Source organism: Vibrio jasicida 090810c, assembly GCF_002887615.1.
In the GTDB taxonomy this organism is placed as follows: Bacteria; Pseudomonadota; Gammaproteobacteria; order Enterobacterales; family Vibrionaceae; genus Vibrio; species Vibrio jasicida.
The window spans coordinates 2,245,904-2,263,841 of record NZ_CP025792.1 but is presented as its reverse complement, the minus strand read 5'-3'; the positions used below and the strand labels follow the sequence as shown (position 1 = coordinate 2,263,841).

The 17,938-nt window shown below is 45.6% G+C and carries 19 protein-coding genes; 2 read left to right on the top strand and 17 right to left on the bottom strand.

The window, feature by feature from the left end:
* Positions 1-10 precede the first annotated feature (10 nt).
* Positions 11-916 carry a DNA-binding transcriptional activator PunR gene (punR, locus tag C1S73_RS10715; RefSeq protein WP_038870182.1) on the bottom strand — a complete coding sequence of 302 codons (906 nt, stop codon included), beginning with the start codon at positions 914-916 and terminating at the stop codon, positions 11-13.
* 154 nt (positions 917-1,070) lie between these two features.
* On the opposite strand from punR, the gene punC reads away from it, so the two are divergent.
* Positions 1,071-2,276, top strand: a complete 1,206-nt coding sequence (gene punC / locus C1S73_RS10710) for a purine nucleoside transporter PunC (RefSeq protein ID WP_038870183.1) — start codon at positions 1,071-1,073, stop codon at positions 2,274-2,276.
* Positions 2,277-2,363: 87 nt separating this feature from the next.
* Here punC and C1S73_RS10705 read toward each other — a convergent pair whose 3' ends face one another.
* The gene (locus C1S73_RS10705) at positions 2,364-3,140 is read right to left on the bottom strand and encodes a transporter substrate-binding domain-containing protein (RefSeq protein ID WP_038870184.1); all 777 of its coding nucleotides are present in this window, start codon (positions 3,138-3,140) and stop codon (positions 2,364-2,366) included.
* Positions 3,141-3,262: 122 nt separating this feature from the next.
* Here C1S73_RS10705 and C1S73_RS10700 point away from each other — a divergent pair, with 122 nt between their 5' ends.
* The gene (locus C1S73_RS10700) at positions 3,263-4,003 is read left to right on the top strand and encodes an amino acid ABC transporter permease (RefSeq protein WP_038870185.1); all 741 of its coding nucleotides are present in this window, start codon (positions 3,263-3,265) and stop codon (positions 4,001-4,003) included.
* A gap of 80 nt (positions 4,004-4,083) precedes the next feature.
* On the opposite strand, the gene glmU is transcribed toward C1S73_RS10700, so the two are convergent.
* The 15 genes from glmU to mioC all read right to left on the bottom strand — a co-directional run bounded on the left by glmU (position 4,084) and on the right by mioC (position 17,858).
* Entirely contained in the window at positions 4,084-5,445 is a 1,362-nt protein-coding gene (gene glmU / locus C1S73_RS10695) for a bifunctional UDP-N-acetylglucosamine diphosphorylase/glucosamine-1-phosphate N-acetyltransferase GlmU (RefSeq protein ID WP_038870186.1), read from the bottom strand.
* Between the two features lie 149 nt (positions 5,446-5,594).
* Positions 5,595-6,017, bottom strand: a complete 423-nt coding sequence (locus C1S73_RS10690; protein WP_005429758.1) for a F0F1 ATP synthase subunit epsilon — start codon at positions 6,015-6,017, stop codon at positions 5,595-5,597.
* Between the two features lie 18 nt (positions 6,018-6,035).
* Positions 6,036-7,439, bottom strand: a complete 1,404-nt coding sequence (gene atpD / locus C1S73_RS10685; protein WP_038870187.1) for a F0F1 ATP synthase subunit beta — start codon at positions 7,437-7,439, stop codon at positions 6,036-6,038.
* Positions 7,440-7,474: 35 nt separating this feature from the next.
* Positions 7,475-8,341, bottom strand: a complete 867-nt coding sequence (gene atpG, locus C1S73_RS10680; protein ID WP_038870188.1) for a F0F1 ATP synthase subunit gamma — start codon at positions 8,339-8,341, stop codon at positions 7,475-7,477.
* A 44-nt stretch (positions 8,342-8,385) separates the two neighbouring features.
* Positions 8,386-9,927, bottom strand: coding sequence for a F0F1 ATP synthase subunit alpha (gene atpA / locus C1S73_RS10675; RefSeq protein WP_038870189.1), 1,542 nt, complete (start codon positions 9,925-9,927; stop codon positions 8,386-8,388).
* A gap of 13 nt (positions 9,928-9,940) precedes the next feature.
* Complete coding sequence (gene atpH, locus C1S73_RS10670; RefSeq protein WP_038870190.1) at positions 9,941-10,474, bottom strand: F0F1 ATP synthase subunit delta; 534 nt, start codon at positions 10,472-10,474, stop codon at positions 9,941-9,943.
* Between the two features lie 14 nt (positions 10,475-10,488).
* Complete coding sequence (gene atpF, locus C1S73_RS10665) at positions 10,489-10,959, bottom strand: F0F1 ATP synthase subunit B (protein ID WP_005451032.1); 471 nt, start codon at positions 10,957-10,959, stop codon at positions 10,489-10,491.
* A 56-nt stretch (positions 10,960-11,015) separates the two neighbouring features.
* Positions 11,016-11,273: a F0F1 ATP synthase subunit C gene (atpE, locus tag C1S73_RS10660; RefSeq protein WP_005372317.1), complete on the bottom strand. Its 258-nt coding sequence runs from the start codon at positions 11,271-11,273 to the stop codon at positions 11,016-11,018.
* Positions 11,274-11,328: 55 nt separating this feature from the next.
* The gene (gene atpB / locus C1S73_RS10655) at positions 11,329-12,141 is read right to left on the bottom strand and encodes a F0F1 ATP synthase subunit A (RefSeq protein WP_020195196.1); all 813 of its coding nucleotides are present in this window, start codon (positions 12,139-12,141) and stop codon (positions 11,329-11,331) included.
* A gap of 8 nt (positions 12,142-12,149) precedes the next feature.
* Positions 12,150-12,539: a F0F1 ATP synthase subunit I gene (locus C1S73_RS10650; RefSeq protein WP_038870191.1), complete on the bottom strand. Its 390-nt coding sequence runs from the start codon at positions 12,537-12,539 to the stop codon at positions 12,150-12,152.
* A gap of 189 nt (positions 12,540-12,728) precedes the next feature.
* Positions 12,729-13,610, bottom strand: a complete 882-nt coding sequence (locus C1S73_RS10645; RefSeq protein WP_038870192.1) for a ParB/RepB/Spo0J family partition protein — start codon at positions 13,608-13,610, stop codon at positions 12,729-12,731.
* A gap of 23 nt (positions 13,611-13,633) precedes the next feature.
* On the bottom strand, positions 13,634-14,407 hold the full coding sequence (locus C1S73_RS10640) for a ParA family protein (protein ID WP_038870193.1): 774 nt from the start codon (positions 14,405-14,407) through the stop codon (positions 13,634-13,636).
* Between the two features lie 10 nt (positions 14,408-14,417).
* Positions 14,418-15,053, bottom strand: coding sequence for a 16S rRNA (guanine(527)-N(7))-methyltransferase RsmG (rsmG, locus tag C1S73_RS10635; protein WP_038870195.1), 636 nt, complete (start codon positions 15,051-15,053; stop codon positions 14,418-14,420).
* Positions 15,050-16,948, bottom strand: a complete 1,899-nt coding sequence (gene mnmG / locus C1S73_RS10630; protein WP_038870196.1) for a tRNA uridine-5-carboxymethylaminomethyl(34) synthesis enzyme MnmG — start codon at positions 16,946-16,948, stop codon at positions 15,050-15,052. Before mnmG ends, rsmG begins: the two co-directional genes overlap by 4 nt.
* Before the next feature lie 469 nt (positions 16,949-17,417).
* Positions 17,418-17,858, bottom strand: coding sequence for an FMN-binding protein MioC (mioC, locus tag C1S73_RS10625; protein ID WP_038870197.1), 441 nt, complete (start codon positions 17,856-17,858; stop codon positions 17,418-17,420).
* Between the last annotated feature and the right edge of the window lie 80 nt (positions 17,859-17,938).

Genomic DNA, 17,938 nt, shown 5'->3' with positions numbered 1-17,938 from the left:
ATTTTCAATTTTATGAATGTTGTAGCCAATCTCGATGAAGTTGACTTGACGAGCCAAGATAATCCACCATCCATTGAATCAACTTATGGTTATCGTCCTTGCGCCACACCAAACAACACTGGCTCAGCGGCTTATCATCCGGCAGCACTTTTTCTACCAGCACACCATCATTAATAAGTGGCATAGCGATATGTCGTGGCATGTATCCTACGCCAACCCCATTTTTTAGACACTCAATCGCACTGTACCAATTAGGTAAAAGCAAACGTCGTTGTTTCGGATAATGCCCAGTGTGACGTTTTGGCAAGACGTTTGACGTATCATCTAAGCAAATAGCCGGAAATTTACTGACAAACTCTTCGGTAAGTATCTGCTGACGAACGCAAGGATGAGCCGGAGACATTACGAATGCCCAATCGAGTACGCCCATATCTTTGACTTCAAAATCGCCACCAACAGGAATTGCAGAAGTAGCACCAACCACGATATCAGCTCGTTCCTGAGCGATAGCCTCCCAAGAACCATTAAATACTTCCATGTTGATTTGCAGCTCTGCAAATTCAAACTCTCGATAAAAGTCTTCAACCAAAGGTTTGAGCTTGTCGAGCTTGACCACGTTATCCAACGTGAGCTTCAACGTTGATTGCCAGCCATGAGCTGCACGTCGAGTTTGCGCTTTCACTTCTGCCATCTGTCTCAATAATAAACGCGCTTCAGCAATAAAAAGTTCTCCCGCTGGCGTGAGTTCTACCTTTCTCGGCAAGCGGCGAAACAGCACCACATCCAGTTCTTGTTCCACTTGACGTACGCCATAACTGATCGCCGACGGCACCTTATGCAACACTTCGGCAGCCGCAGTAAAACTGCCTAAGCGAGCAACCGTATCGAGCATCTCCAACGAAGGTTTTGAGAACATGAATATCGACCCTTCAAAAAATTTGATTGATAACCAATAATTTTAGCGTTTTATTTTCTTAAAATCGAAAAATAGAATGGCGAGGTAAATAAATCAGGGTTAGCGCTAACTGATACTGAACAATAAATGATTAAATAATTTGATTGGTTGAATCATGAAAATCTCAAAACTACAGCTTGTTTATCTCGCAGCCTTATCAATGCTCGGCTTTATTGCTACCGATATGTACTTACCGGCATTCAAAGCAATGGAAATCGATTTTGCTACAGGCCCTGAACAAATCGCACTTTCTCTGACCGTATTTCTTGTTGGTATGGCTTTTGGTCAGTTGATGTGGGGCTTGGCTTCAGACAAATTTGGACATCGTAATACGTTGGCCGCAGGTTTGGTTCTGTTTACCATAGCCTCATTTGGCCTCGCGTTCAGTGAGCAAGTATGGCAACTACTCGCACTGCGCTTCGTTCAAGCGATTGGTGTTTGTGCTCCTGCGGTGATCTGGCAAGCGATGGTGATTAAACGTCACTCTAGCCAAAGCCAGCAAATTTTTGCCACCATTATGCCTTTGGTTGCGCTATCACCAGCACTCGCACCTCAATTAGGTGTGTTATTGGCAGACAGCTTTGGCTGGCACAGTATTTTTGTTGCATTGACGCTAATGGGTGTACTACTCGTTGTAGCAACTATGGCTCAGAAAGATGAAAAAGTAGAGGCAAAACAAACCAGTATGTCTTCAGACATCAAATCACTACTAGGTTCTAAAGCTTACCTAGGTAACGTGTTTATGTTTGCTACTGCGTCTGCGGCTTTCTTTGCTTACTTAACCGGTATGCCTGAGATCATGTCTCAACTTGGCTATGAAGCGAAGGACATTGGTTTAAGCTTTATTCCACAAACTATCGCCTTCATGGTGGGTGGTTACTTAGGTAAGGTTGGCGTTCGCAAATACGGTGACGAGAAGATTCTGCGTCAGTTGATTGGCCTGTTTAGTGTTGCTGCACTGCTTATCTTCGCTGCGTCACAATGGCAACTGACCTCTATCTGGCCAATCCTAGCGCCATTCTGTTTGATTGCGGTAGCTAACGGTGCACTTTATCCAATCGTAGTAAACCGCGCATTAGCAAGTGCTCAGCAAAGTCCTGCTACGGCTGCTGGCCTACAAAACAGCCTGCAAATTACCGTGAGCAGCCTATCAAGCGCACTTGTTGCAGCAATGGCGAGCCAAGCTCAAATGGTGACCGGTGTTGCGATTGTGATTTGTATGGGTGGTCTGTGGATGGGTTACATTCTATCTAACCGTGAATTGTCTCAGCACTTCACGACACCTGACAATGCTCGTGTGGTAAGTGAAGACGAGCTTTAAAACACCTTCAAACTCAGTCTATAAAGCAATAAACAAGAGCCGCACTATGCGGCTCTTTGTTTTTCTAGGATAGCTAAGAGTAAGAGCTTACATACTCTTCAAGCCCCATTTTTCAGCAGTTTGCTTAAAGAAGCCTTGAGTCTTCTTAAGCTCAACCCAGTGGTTGATATAATTTATCCATACTTGGTCATCTTGAGGCAAGAGCATCGCAATTGGGGTTGGCTTGCGCGGCTCTTTGACTGGAACAATCGCCAACTGTTTAAACTTCTCCACCAGCGTGGCCGCTTCTACGTTTGATGTTACCGATACGTCGGCACGGCGAGCTAGCAATTCTTGGAAGTCACGTGCTGGCGCTTCAATCACAATATGCTGCGCAGATGGAAAGAAATCTTTGACCAACTTCTCTTGAACCGTTCCTAGCGTCGCTGCTACTTTCACATCTGGCTTATCGAAGTCTGCCCAATCAGAGAATTTTGCTAGATCTTTCTTTTGCACCACAGGTACAAACGCAAGATAAAAATACGGTTGGCTATAACCTGCTACTTTTGCCCGTGACATATTCAATGACGCGCTACCTGTAATATCGTATTTGTTGGCCGTGATACCGTTAACCAGTGTTTTCCAATCGGTCGCAACGTATTCAACCTTAACGCCCAGATCTTTAGCAAGCTCAGCGGTGACATCGATATCAAAACCACGATAACCATTGGTCGCAGGATCTTTCATCGTCATCGGGTTCCAATCCCCTGTCGTCCCGACACGTAACACACCTTTGTCCAATATCTCTTGTAGACGACTTTCTGCATGAGCGACTTGAGTTATCGCAAGCAGGCACATTCCTAGAGCAAGCAACGTTTTTTTCATTTTCTATTCCCTTAAAAGAATGAGAGTGGGAGATATTCCCTTTAATTATTAACCATTAGTACGGCTTCATTGATAACATAGCAGCAACAAAGGAAGTTTTTTAGTCAGTTCAGGGAGTAATTGTGAACTATAGACATCTGTGCCTCGTTTCATTGCTTTTTCTCACCGGTTGCTCTGACTACCAATGGGGCTGGTATGTTCTTGATCCATCGACCGAACAAGGGCTGACAAACATCAGATTTCTGGTCGCAGGCTTTAATGACACGATCCAAGTGTCATTGCTCAGTATGTTGTTTGCGATGACGATTGGATTGCTCATCGCCCTACCCGCGCTCTCTGACTCTCCAATACTCAAGTGGATAAACCGTGTTTATGTGGAGGTGATCCGCTCTATTCCTGTTTTGGTACTGCTGCTTTGGGTGTATTACGGCATGCCGACGCTGCTAGACGTATCACTGAATCATTTTTGGGCAGGTGTGATTGCGTTAACCATTGCAGAAAGTGCCTTTATGGCAGAAGTATTTAGAGGAGGAATCCAAGCTATCAGTCGTGGCCAACATGAAGCAGCAGAGTCACTTGGATTAAACTATTGGCAAAAAATGCGTTTGGTGATTCTTCCTCAAGCTTTCCGACAAATTCTCCCTCCACTGGGGAATCAATTCGTTTATATCCTTAAAATGAGTTCGTTGGTCAGCGTAATAGGTTTAAGTGACTTAACGAGACGAGCGAATGAATTGGTCGTGAATGAGTACTTACCATTAGAGATCTATACGTTTCTCGTCTTAGAGTATTTGGTGTTGATTCTTTTGGTCTCTCAAGCGGTGCGCTGGCTAGAGAAGCGCATAGCGATCCCAAGTCACTAAACTCTATCTTTCACAACACCAGATGCAACAAAGCCGCTCATCAAGAGCGGCTTTGTTTTTTTGAAGTAAACGAATTAAGCTTACTTTTTCTTAACTGGACGTTGCCAACCGGTAATTTTGCGCTCTTTCGCGCGAGAGATCACAAGCTCACCTTCAGCGACATCTTTGGTTAACGTAGTACCAGCACCAATAGTTGCACCATCCGCAACTGTCACTGGCGCGATAAGTTGGCTGTCTGAACCAACGAAAACGTCGTTACCAATGACGGTCTTGAACTTGTTCGCACCATCGTAGTTACAAGTAATGGTACCCGCGCCGATGTTAGTGCGTTGACCGATTTCTGCGTCACCTAGGTAAGTTAGGTGGTTCGCTTTAGAGCCTTCACCGATACGCGCGTTTTTCACTTCTACGAAGTTACCCACGTGAGAGTCGTTACGCATCTCTGCGCCAGGACGTAGGCGTGTGAATGGGCCAACCGTACATTCTTCACCAACGGTTGCACCTTCAATTACGCTGTATGGGCGAACGATGGTGTTATCGTCGATTTCACAATCTTTTAGAACGCAGCCTGTGCCAATCACTACGTTATCACCCAGTGATACTTTACCTTCGATGATTACATTCGCGTCGATTTCACAGTCCATACCACATTGCAGTTCACCACGTAGGTCGAAACGCGCTGGGTCGCGCAGCATAACGCCTTGTTCTAGCAGTTTCTGTGCTTGCATTGATTGGAACGCACGCTCTAAACGAGCCAGTTGAGCACGATCGTTAACACCTTCCACTTCAATCGCGTTTACTGGGTGCACTGCCTCTACCGCACGACCTTCATCGTGCGCGGCCGCGATAACGTCAGTTAGGTAGTATTCACCTTGTGCGTTTTCGTTATTTAGACCGGCAAGCCAGCGCTTCAGGTCACCGCCTGTCGCCACCAACACACCAGTATTACATTCTTTGATGAGCTTCTGCTCTTCTGTCGCATCTTTTTGCTCAACGATCGCCACAACAGGGCCATTTTTACGGATGATACGACCGTAACCCATTGGGTTATCAAGCATGACGGTTAATAGCGCGATGCCGCCCGTAGGTTGTGCATCAAGCAAGTTTTCAATCGTTTCAGCTGAAATCAGTGGAACATCACCATATAGAATCAGTACTTTTTCATCGTCTTCAAACTTTGGAGAAGCTTGATCAACTGCATGACCCGTACCTAACTGTTCAGCTTGCAGTACCCAATTAACCGGTTCTTCAGCAAGCGTCTGATGCATTTGGTCACCACCGTGACCATAAACTAAATGGATGTTTTGTGCGCCTAGGCCAGTACATGTATCGATAACATGTTTTGCCATTGGCTTCCCTGCTAAAGTGTGAAGCACTTTAGGCATGTTCGAATACATACGGGTACCCTTACCCGCAGCTAGGATCACAGCACTGAATCTCATGATTAACCTATTGACGTTTTAGTTTTAATTGGGCGTTATTTTAAACACCTTGAAGGGAATAGTTAATGGCGGGATGTAAATTTCCTACTAAAATTAATCAAAAAGGCGACCAAATGGCCGCCTTTTTCATGCAACGTTGCTAATAGAGCTTAGCGACGCTTTTTGGTCAGCTCGATAACTCGTAGCTGAGCAATGGCTTTAGCCAGTTCACTGGCCGCTTGTGCGAAGTCCATGTCGCCATGCTGATTCTGGATTTGCTCCTCAGCGCGACGCTTGGCTTCTTCTGCCTTCGCTGCGTCTAGATCTTCACCACGAATCGCTGTATCAGCCAGTACTGTAGCAGTACCAGGCTGAACTTCGACCATACCACCAGAGACATAAATGAACTCTTCGTGGCCGTGCTGTTTCACAATACGCACCATACCAGGCTTAATAGCGGACAGGAGCGGAGTGTGACCGTGGAAAATACCCAGCTCACCTTCGCTACCGGTCACCTGAAACGTTTCAACGCGACCTGAGAAAATGCGTTTCTCAGCGCTTACTACGTCTAGGTGAAAGGTTATTGGTGCCATATCGCCTCCTAGTTAGCCTTATAGCTTCTTCGCATTCTCGATAGCATCGTCAATCGAACCGCAGTACATGAACGCTTGCTCTGGAATGTCATCGTATTCACCAGCTAGTAGACCTTTAAAGCCACGTAGAGTCTCTTTAAGAGGTACGTAAACACCAGGGTCACCTGTAAATACTTCCGCTACGTGGTAAGGCTGAGTTAGGAAACGCTCAATCTTACGTGCACGAGATACAACTTGCTTATCTTCTTCAGATAGCTCGTCCATACCTAGAATCGCGATGATGTCTTTCAGCTCTTTGTAGCGCTGAAGAGTCTGCTGAACACCACGAGCTGTGTCGTAGTGGTCTTGACCAACAACCAATGGATCTAGCATACGAGATGTAGAATCCAGTGGGTCGATCGCAGGGTATAGACCCATTGCTGCGATGTTACGGTTAAGTACAACCGTTGCATCCAAGTGCGCGAACGTTGTTGCTGGAGATGGGTCAGTCAAGTCATCCGCTGGTACGTATACCGCCTGTACAGACGTGATAGAACCTTGCTTAGTTGACGTGATACGCTCCTGTAGTACACCCATTTCTTCTGCAAGCGTAGGCTGGTAACCTACCGCAGATGGCATACGACCTAGAAGTGCTGATACTTCTGTACCTGCAAGCGTGTAACGGTAGATGTTATCGATAAACAATAGAACGTCACGACCTTCATCACGGAAACGCTCAGCCATCGTTAGACCTGTCAGAGCAACACGTAGACGGTTGCCCGGTGGCTCGTTCATCTGACCGTAAACCATTGCTACTTTTGATTCTTCAGGTTTCTCGATGTTTACAACACCCGCTTCCTGCATCTCAAAGTAGAAATCGTTACCTTCACGAGTACGCTCACCAACACCTGCAAACACAGATAGACCTGAGTGTTGAAGTGCAATGTTGTTGATAAGCTCCATCATGTTAACGGTCTTACCTACACCTGCACCACCGAATAGACCGATTTTACCACCCTTAGCGAATGGACAAATCAAGTCGATTACTTTAACACCGGTTTCTAGAAGTGCAGTTTCGTTTGATTGCTCTTCGTAGCTTGGTGCTTCACGGTGGATAGAGTAAAGCTCTTCCGCACCGATCTCACCACACTCATCAATCGCGTCACCTAGAACGTTCATGATACGACCTAGGGTTTTAGTACCTACTGGTACTGAAATTGGAGCGCCAGTGTTAACCACTTCAACTCCGCGACGTAAACCATCAGAGCTACCCATTACGATACAACGAACTACGCCACCGCCTAGCTGTTGCTGAACTTCAAGAACAAGACGCTCTTTTGAGTCCGTAACGTTTAGAGCGTCATATACACTAGGTACATTGCTCTGTGGGAACTCTACGTCGACTACCGCACCAATGATCTGTACGACCTTACCTGTAGCCATCGTTAATCCTCTAAACTATTTCGTTTAACCTAAGCTTAAACCGCTGCAGCACCTGATACGATTTCAGACAGTTCTTGTGTAATCGCAGCCTGACGGGCTTTGTTGTACACAAGTTCTAAGTCTTCAATCAGGTCACTCGCGTTATCCGTTGCAGCTTTCATCGCAATCATTCGAGCCGCTTGCTCACAAGCAAGGTTCTCAACCACACCTTGGTAAACCTGAGACTCTACGTAACGCACTAGAAGTGTGTCCAGTAGAGGCTTTGGTTCAGGCTCATAGATGTAATCCCATGAATGCTCACGCTGCATCTCTTCGCTGTCCGATTTAGGCAAAGGTAGCAATTGATCGATCGTTGGTTGCTGAACCATAGTATTCACAAATTTGTTAAACACTACGTACAGGCGATCCAATTCACCCTCATCGTATTTCTTTAGCATTACGCTTACAGAACCGATTAGGTCTTCAAGGCTTGGGCTATCACCCAGACCTGAAACCTGAGCAGCAACTTTTGCGCCACTGCTTTTGAAAAATGCTGTCGCTTTTGAACCAACAACTGCCAGTTCAACTTCTGCACCTTTCTCTTTCCAAGCCTGCATATCTGTCACAGCTTTTTTGAACACGTTAATGTTCAAGCCGCCACACAGGCCACGGTCTGTAGAAACGATGATGTAACCAACACGCTTGGCTTCACGCTCTTCTAGGTACGGATGACGGTACTCTAGGTTTGCGTTTGCCACATGACCGATCACTTTACGCATTGTTTCAGCGTATGGACGAGAAGCTTCCATTGCATCTTGAGAACGACGCATTTTTGAAGCTGCTACCATTTCCATCGCTTTCGTAATTTTCTGCGTGCTTTTAACACTACCGATTTTATTACGTATCTCTTTTGCGCCGGCCATCGTTACTCTCCGTTAGTTGGTGGCAGAAACTGCCACCGACCTAATTACCAAGTTTGGGTTGCTACGAAGTCGTCAGTCAGCTTCTTCAACTGAGCTTCAACTTCATCGTTGTACGCACCCGACTTGTCGATCTCAGCTGCAAATTCAGCGTATTGACCGCGAGCATACGATAGTAGAGCCGCTTCAAAATCTAGCAGTTTGTTTAGTTCAACATCTGCTAAATAGCCGCGCTCTGCCGCGAAGATAACTAGTGCTTGGTCAAATACAGACATTGGAGCGTACTGCTTCTGCTTCATTAGTTCTGTTACTTTTTGACCGTGGTCTAGCTGTTTCTTCGTTGCTTCATCAAGGTCAGACGAGAACTGTGCGAATGCCGCTAGTTCACGGTACTGAGCTAGTGCAGTACGGATACCGCCAGATAGCTTCTTGATGATTTTCGTCTGAGCTGAACCACCTACACGAGATACTGAGATACCTGGGTCAACGGCTGGGCGAACACCCGCGTTGAATAGCTCAGTTTGTAGGAAGATCTGACCATCGGTAATCGAGATTACGTTAGTCGGTACGAATGCTGAAACGTCACCTGCTTGAGTTTCGATGATAGGAAGAGCAGTTAGAGAACCAGTCTTACCTTTCACTTCACCGTTAGTGAAACGCTCTACGTACTCTTCGTTTACACGAGCTGCACGCTCTAGTAGACGAGAGTGTAAGTAGAATACATCACCTGGGAATGCCTCACGGCCTGGTGGACGTTTTAGTAGTAGAGAGATCTGACGGTAAGCTACCGCTTGCTTAGATAGATCATCGTAAACAATCAGTGCGTCTTCACCGCGATCGCGGAAGTATTCACCCATCGCACAACCTGCGTATGGCGCTAGGTATTGTAGCGCTGCAGATTCAGAAGCAGATGCAACAACAACGATAGTGTTAGCTAGCGCGCCGTGCTCTTCTAGTTTGCGAACTACGTTAGCGATAGTCGATGCTTTCTGACCGATTGCTACGTAGATTGAGAAAATACCAGAGTCTTTCTGGTTGATAATCGCGTCGATCGCCATTGCTGTTTTACCAGTCTGACGGTCACCGATTACAAGTTCACGCTGACCACGACCGATTGGGATCATTGAGTCAACTGATTTGTAGCCAGTTTGTACAGGTTGGTCTACCGATTTACGGTCGATTACACCTGGTGCGATTACTTCTACAGGCGAAGTCAGTTTTGCTTCGATTGGACCTTTACCATCGATAGGTTCACCTAGCGTGTTTACTACGCGACCTAGTAGTTCTGGACCAACTGGCACTTCAAGAATGCGGCCAGTACCTGTAACTTTCATGCCTTCCTTAAGGTCAGCATATGGGCCCATTACTACCGCACCAACCGAGTCACGCTCAAGGTTAAGTGCTAGTGCATAACGGCCACCCGGTAATTCAATCATTTCACCTTGCATCACGTCCGCTAGGCCGTGGATGCGGATGATACCATCGCTTACCGATACGATAGTACCCTCGTTGCGAGCTTCACTAACAACGTCGAAAGATTCGATGCGTTGTTTGATTAGATCGCTAATTTCCGTGGAATTAAGTTGCATGCTCCAATCCCCATTAAGACTGCAATGCATCGCTCAGGCGGTTCAAACGACCTCGCGCTGAGTCATCGATGACTAGGTCTCCGGCTCGAATAATAACCCCACCAAGTAGGGTCTCATCTACGCTGCAATTCAGCTTCACTTTGCGTTCAAGACGCACTTCAAGTTTGCTGCCAATATTTGCTAGCTGTTCATCAGAAAGTTCGCTTGCTGAAATGACTTCAACATCGATTTCTTTCTCATGTTCTTTCTTCAATAAGAAGAATTGCTCACAAACATCGGGAAGGGCCGTTAAACGACCATTCTCAGCCATAACCTTAATCAGGTTTTGACCGTGCGCATCAACTTGTTCACCGCAAACTGCAACAAAAATTTCTGCCATTTTCTCGGCGGAAACAGAACCGGTTAAAAGTTCATTCATTTGTTCGTTTTTGGCAACTTCAGTAGCGAAAGACAACATTTGGCCCCATTGGTCCAACTGGTCTTTGTCTACAGCAAAGTCAAAAGCTGCTTTAGCATAGGGGCGTGCGATTGTAGTCAAATCAGACATATGCGCCCCCAGACTTAAAGTTTTGCAGTAATGTTGTCGAGAATATCTTTCTGAGCGTCTTTATCGATAGTACGCTCAAGGATTTTCTCGGCACCAGCTACAGCCAGAGTAGCAACTTGTTTGCGCAGCTCATCGCGTGCACGATTACGTTCAGCTTCAAGTTCTGCTTCCGCTTGCGCTAGGATTTTCTGGCGTTCTGCCTGAGCTTCCTCGCGAGCTTCATCAATAATTTGAGACTTACGCTTATTCGCTTGGTCGATGATCTCAGTTGCTGTGCGCTTCGCTTCTTTCATCTGATCAGAAGCGTTGGCTTGTGCTAGATCCAAGTCTTTTGCAGCACGTTCTGCTGCTTGAAGACCATCAGCAATTTTCTTCTGACGTTCTTCGATCGCTTGCATCAACGGTGGCCATACATACTTCATGCAGAACCACACAAATAGTGCGAACGAGATTGCTTGACCTAGCAGAGTTGCGTTTATATTCACAACAGCTACTCCCTTTTAAGAATCAACTACAAAAATACAATTAACAGAGTTGTTAATTAGCCTGCTAGTTGACCCACAAATGGGTTTGCGAAAGTGAATAGTAGCGCGATTACGATACCGATCATTGGAACCGCATCAAGTAGACCTGCGATGATGAACATCTTAACTTGTAGCATAGGAGCCATTTCTGGTTGACGTGCAGCACCTTCTAGGAATTTACCACCTAGCAGTGCGAAACCAATCGCTGTACCAAGAGAAGCAAGACCGACGATAATACCTACGGCGATTGCAGAAAAGCTCAGTAAAGTTTCCATTACTATCTCCAATTTATAGTTGTTGGCTTAGTGCCCAAATAAAAAGCTTAAAAAATTAATGATCAGCGTCTTCGTGTGCCATTGACAGGTAAACAATTGTCAACATCATGAATACGAAGGCTTGAATCGTAATAACCAAGATATGGAAGATTGCCCACGGTAGTGAACCCATCCATTGTAAGTACCATGGTAGCATTGCCGCACAAAGAATGAATACAACCTCACCCGCGAACATGTTACCGAATAGACGCATACCAAGAGAAAGAGGCTTCGCTAGTAGCGATACCACTTCGATCAGTAGGTTAAACGGAATCATTAGTGGGTGATTGAATGGATGTAGTGCAAGTTCTTTTGCGAATCCACCTAGACCTTTCACTTTGATGCTGTAGTAAATCATCAATGCGAAAACGCCTAGAGCCATAGCCATGGTGATATTCACATCAGCAGACGGTACAACCTTAAGGTAAGGGATACCTAGCCAATGCTCTGCTGGGTAAGGCAAGAAGTCGATCGGGACTAAGTCCATCACGTTCATCAAGAATACCCAACAAAAGATAGTCAGTGCTAAAGGCGCGATCAGTGGGTTGCGTCCATGGAACGTGTCTTTGACGTTTTCCGCGACAAATTCAACGATCATTTCTACAGCACACTGAAGCTTACCCGGTACACCCGCTGTTGTTCCCTTCGCTACTTTGTAAAAAATTCCGAGGAAAATTAAACCAGTAAACCAAGAAAAAAACAGGCTATCGATATGTACGTTCCAGAAACTTGCTTCATCCGCTACCAAGCCTAACTTAGCTAAAGAAAGGTTTGATAAGTGGTGGGCAATGTATCCGGACGATGTTAGCGCTTCACCTGGCGCAGCCATAACTCATCCTATTTTTTGTTGTTAATGAATAGCACTGGTGCACAGATATTAATACCTAGTACCAGCAAATAGGTTAGTTTGAGGGGAACAAGTTCCACCTGCATATACATGTAGGCAACGTAGAATAGCGCAACCGTGATGAGAATTTTCAGAGCTTCGCCTGTGAAAAATGAAGCTGCAATACGCTTTGCAGCGCGAGCCCCACTAAACATAAAAGCAAAGAGCGCGAATACTGCATTGGCAACGACAAAAATGCCACCACCAACCAACGCTGAAAATCCCCATTCAGGATTCACGGCCACCGCCATTCCTGCCGCCACAAAAATAACCGCGCCAGACTGGATCATTAACAATTGCTTTGCGAGCTCTCGTCCTGGTCTAGCTAACGCAGCTACCATGTATTCGTACCTCTAGTAATATCCACTTCGCACTAAACTCTATGTGCAGGGAAATTGGCGAAAATTATACGGTGAGAACAATTGAATGCAATTATATTGCATCAAAAACTTACAGTTTTGTTTACAATCCGACAACTTTCACACAAAATTCGATTAAATTGATTAATTGACCTAAATCAATTATCTCATCTAGGCCTCTAGCTTGGCAATCAGTTGATCCAATTTGTGAGGCTCATCAAGACTTATCGTCACTTTCGCTTTGCCGTTTGCAGAACGGACCAAAGAAACCTTAGCATCAAGCAGTTGACTCAATTTATGCGACATTTGCTCCGCTTCGGTATCTTCTTGTTGCGCTTTTTGCTCATTTTGTGGCGCTAAGCACTTTTTTACTAACTGTTCGGTTTGGCGAACTGTCATTTGCTTCTTAGCGACTTGCAGAGCTACTTCAATTTGTTGTTCGCCTTCTAAAGCCAACAATGCTCGAGCATGACCCATTTCTAATTTTTTATTGGCGACCAGACCTTTTACGTCAATTTCTAATTGATTCAGACGTAATAAGTTACTGACGGTCGTTCTTGATTTGCCAATCACATCGGCCACTTGCTGATGAGTCAGCGTGAATTCATCTTGCAAACGCTCAAGCGCTTGCGCTTCTTCAATCACATTCAAGTCTTCACGTTGAATGTTCTCAATCAGCGCCATTGCGATGGCTGCTCGGTCTTCAACCTTTTTCACCAAGCAAGGAACACGTTTCAGCCCTGCTTGCTTAGCAGCGCGCCAACGGCGCTCACCAGCGATAATTTCAAACTGACCACCTGCGACTTGACGTACAACGATAGGTTGAATGATGCCTTGTGATTGAATAGAAGCCGCTAGCTCTTCTAGGGCTTCTGGCGCCATATCTTTACGCGGTTGGTAAACACCCGGTTGCAATTGACCGATCGCTAAATCCATCAGTTCACCATCTGCCGACAATGCTTGGCTGTGCGATGCAATATGCTGTTTTTCACGAGCCAGCGAACTGGTCGACAACAGCGCATCCAGTCCTTTTCCTAGACCACGCTTAGACATGGGATGAATTCCTTAGGTTAGAGTTAAACTGGGATTTCTTCGCGGCGGAGCATTTCGCCCGCTAGAGCAAGATACGCTTTGGCGCCTGCGGAGTACTTGTCATAGTACATTGCCGGTTTACCGTGGCTCGGCGCTTCGGCCAAACGCACATTACGTGGGATCACGGTACGGTAAACTTTACTACCAAAGTGTTTTTTAAGTTGATCGGATACTTCATTAGACAGGCGGTTACGTGGATCGTACATCGTACGCAGTAAACCTTCGATTTTGAGGTTTTCATTGACCACGGCCGCTAACTTGCTGATTGTATCCATAAGAGCAGTTAAACCTTCTAACGCAAAGTATTCACATTGCATCGGCACCAGCACAGAGTCGGCTGCGGCCATGGCATTGATTGTAAGAAGGTTTAGAGAAGGAGGACAATCAATAAAGATGAAATCATAGTTATCGCGAACTGGCGCAAGTGCGTTTTTTAAACGAACTTCGCGAGCGAACACTTCCATCAATTTGATTTCCGCAGCGGTAACGTCTCCGTTCGCAGCGATAAGATCGTATTTACCAGTGGTTTCAGTGCAAACCACTTGTTCAAACGGGGTATCTTCAACCAGAAGATCATACGCCGTGGCGTCAACCATGTATTTGTCGACACCACTGGCCATAGTAGCATTACCTTGAGGGTCGAGATCGATCACCAAAACCTTGCGCTTTGTTGCCGCCATCGAAGCTGCTAAGTTAATGCACGTTGTTGTTTTGCCGACCCCACCTTTCTGGTTGGCGATTGCTACTATTTTACCCACGATTACCTCGCTAATTTTCCTTGCGCGATAAGATTACTAGATGACGATCACCTTCCAACTCAGGAACAGCTAAAGATATGATCTCTGTCACACTACACCATTCAGGAAGCAGATCCATTTCATCTTTAGGGTGCTGTCCTTTCAGTGCTAGGAACACCCCGTTATCTTGTTTAGGCAGATGATGACACCATTCCACCATGTCCGTCATTGAAGCAAAAGCTCGACTCAGAACGCCATCAAATTTTTCTTCTGGTTGGAATTCTTCGACACGACTTTGAATAGGCGTCACATTTTTCAGACCTAGCGTATGAACCACTTGTTTAATAAAACGAATGCGTTTGCCTAGACTATCTAGCAAGAAGAACGTTTTATCAGGACTCATTATGGCCAGAGGAATACCTGGTAAACCAGGGCCAGTACCCACATCGATAAAACGCTCGCCTTGTAAGTGAGCGCTAACCACTATGCTATCAAGAATATGTTTCACTAACATCTCAAGTGGATCACGAACCGATGTGAGGTTATACGCTTTGTTCCACTTGTCGAGCAGTTCGACATAGCCGACCAACTGCTCGCGTTGTTTTTCAGATACCTCTAAATCGGTTTTTTCGATTAGGGCATCCAGTTTTGTGCGTAGTGCGCTCATTTACTCGTCCTCGCCTTTTTCAGCAAGCCGTGTTTTTTCAAGTGAACCAGCAAAATAGAGATTGCTGCAGGGGTAATACCTGAAATTCGAGAGGCAATCCCGATACTTTCCGGTTTTGCTTCCGTCAACTTAGCTACAACTTCATTAGAAAGACCTTTCACGTCTTTGTAATCCAGATCAGTTGGTAACTTGGTATGCTCATGACGCAATGATTTTTCAATCTCTTCTTGCTGGCGCTTAATGTAACCATCGTATTTCACTTGAATTTCAACTTGCTCTGATGCTTGTTGATCGTCGAGTGCTGGTGCGAACGCATCAAGTTGCGTCAGTTGTGAATACGAGATCTCAGGACGACGAAGAAGATCTTCACCGCTAGCTTCACGTGCCATTGGCGTTTTCAATAGCTTGTTTAGCTCATCGATACCTGCAGAATTCGGATTCATCCACGTCGATTTCAGACGTTGACGCTCGGTTTCCATGTTGTCGATTTTTTCATTGAAACGTGCCCAACGAACATCATTAATCAAACCAAGTTCTCGCGCTTTTTCCGTCAAACGTAAGTCGGCGTTATCTTCACGCAGCAACAGACGGTATTCAGCACGAGACGTAAACATGCGGTATGGTTCTTTGGTACCCATGGTCGACAGATCGTCAATCAGCACGCCCATGTAAGCTTGATCACGGCGTGGGCTCCAACCTTCTTTGTCTTGACTATGCAGACTAGCGTTCAGGCCAGCCATTAAACCTTGCGCTGCAGCTTCTTCGTAACCAGTCGTACCGTTGATTTGCCCAGCAAAGAATAGACCACTGATGAATTTGGTTTCGTACGTTTGCTTCAAATCACGAGGGTCGAAGAAATCGTATTCAATCGCATAGCCTGGACGAACGATATGTGCGTTTTCAAAACCTTTCATTGAACGAACAATTTGCACTTGTACGTCAAATGGCAGGCTGGTGGATATACCGTTCGGATATAACTCGTGCGTTGTTAGACCTTCTGGCTCGATGAAAATCTGATGGCTGTTTTTATCTGCAAAGCGCATCACCTTATCTTCGATAGACGGGCAGTAACGTGGACCGATACCTTCGATCACACCCGCATACATTGGGCTACGATCGAGGTTATTACGGATCACCTCATGAGTTTGCTCATTGGTGTGCGTAATAAAACATGGGATTTGACGTGGATGTTGATCACGATTACCCATGAAAGAAAATACAGGCGTTGGATTATCACCATGTTGTGCTTCAAGCACTGAGAAATCAACACTGCGTGCATCAATACGTGGTGGTGTGCCCGTTTTTAGACGATCCACACGGAACGGTAGTTCGCGTAGTCGATCCGCTAATGCGATCGACGGTGGATCCCCAGCACGGCCACCAGATGAGCTTTCCATACCAATGTGGATCTTTCCGCCAAGGAAAGTACCAACGGTGAGTACCACCGCTTTAGCTCGGAATTTAAGACCCATTTGCGTAACCACACCAACCGCTCGATCTTGCTCAACAATTAGATCATCAACCGATTGCTGGAACAAAGTAAGGTTTGGGGCGTTTTCTAATGCATCGCGAACATACGCTTTGTACAGCGCTCTGTCCGCTTGTGCACGTGTTGCACGTACTGCCGGACCTTTAGAGGCGTTCAGTGTTCGAAATTGAATACCTGCATGGTCGATAGCTTCTGCCATCAAACCGCCCATAGCATCCACTTCTTTTACTAAGTGACCTTTACCGATACCACCGATAGCGGGGTTACAAGACATTTGGCCTAATGTATCGATGTTATGGGTAAGGAGAAGCGTTTTTTGTCCTGTGCGTGCAGATGCGAGCGCGGCTTCCGTTCCTGCGTGTCCGCCACCGACAACAATGACGTCAAAGTTTTCGTGATAAAGCATGAACTGACCTCAGGTATTCAAAGGATTTAATGGACAGATAAAAAAGAGCGGTATTTTACCTTTTTTCTCTGTGAGAGAGAATCGTTTTCTCGCTTTTCAAATTTTAGTCTCCAAGACTATATATATAAGATCTATATATATGATCTTTTATTGGATCTATTATTAGGATCGACCATTTCTGTGGATAAGTAGAAAATGATCAACAAGATCATGGATCTTCTTTGGATCAAAAGTTGTGATCATGATTTGATCTGATCGAGGATTACCTGAGATCAAAATCGCTACTTATACACAGGTGTAAAAATGGATCAAAGTTATTATTTGGATAACTAAAGGAAAGTCACTGGATCTTAGTATACTTATCCACAGATGGTTTGGGTGTTTTTTGAGCGGTTGAACAAAATTTTTTGAGAGAAGTTATTCACAATTGGGAGAAACAGAGCCGCAATGCGACTCTGTGATAGAGGAATTAAGCAGAAAAGCGAGCCAGATTTTCCTTCAACCACACTTCTGCGGCGTCTTCAGGTACGTCGTAGCTAAGTACATCAATCTTCAAGCAGTCTGTGATTGGTGTTGCGCCAATGTCTTCTAATAGGTCGAAAGCATGTTGGCCAGCAGCACAGAACGTATCGTAACTTGAGTCACCAATCGCTATCACAGCAAACTTTACGTCTGCCATCTTAGGCGGTGTGTTTTGTAATGCAGCAATAAAAGGCTGAATGTTATCTGGATATTCACCCGCGCCGTGAGTTGAAGTTATCACCAACCAAGTGCCTTGATTCTCGATAGCAGACAACTCTGGCTGGTTGTGGATCGTTGTTTCGAAGCCGTTTGCGTTGAGGAGATCACTTAAGTGATCTCCTACGTATTCCGCGCCACCTAAAGTACTGCCTGTAATAATGTGGATCATGTGTCTTCCTTATTGAGTCATACCAACGCCCGTAGGTATCTGAGCGTCAGTACAAAAAGAAACGCGGTGGTAAGCTCAAG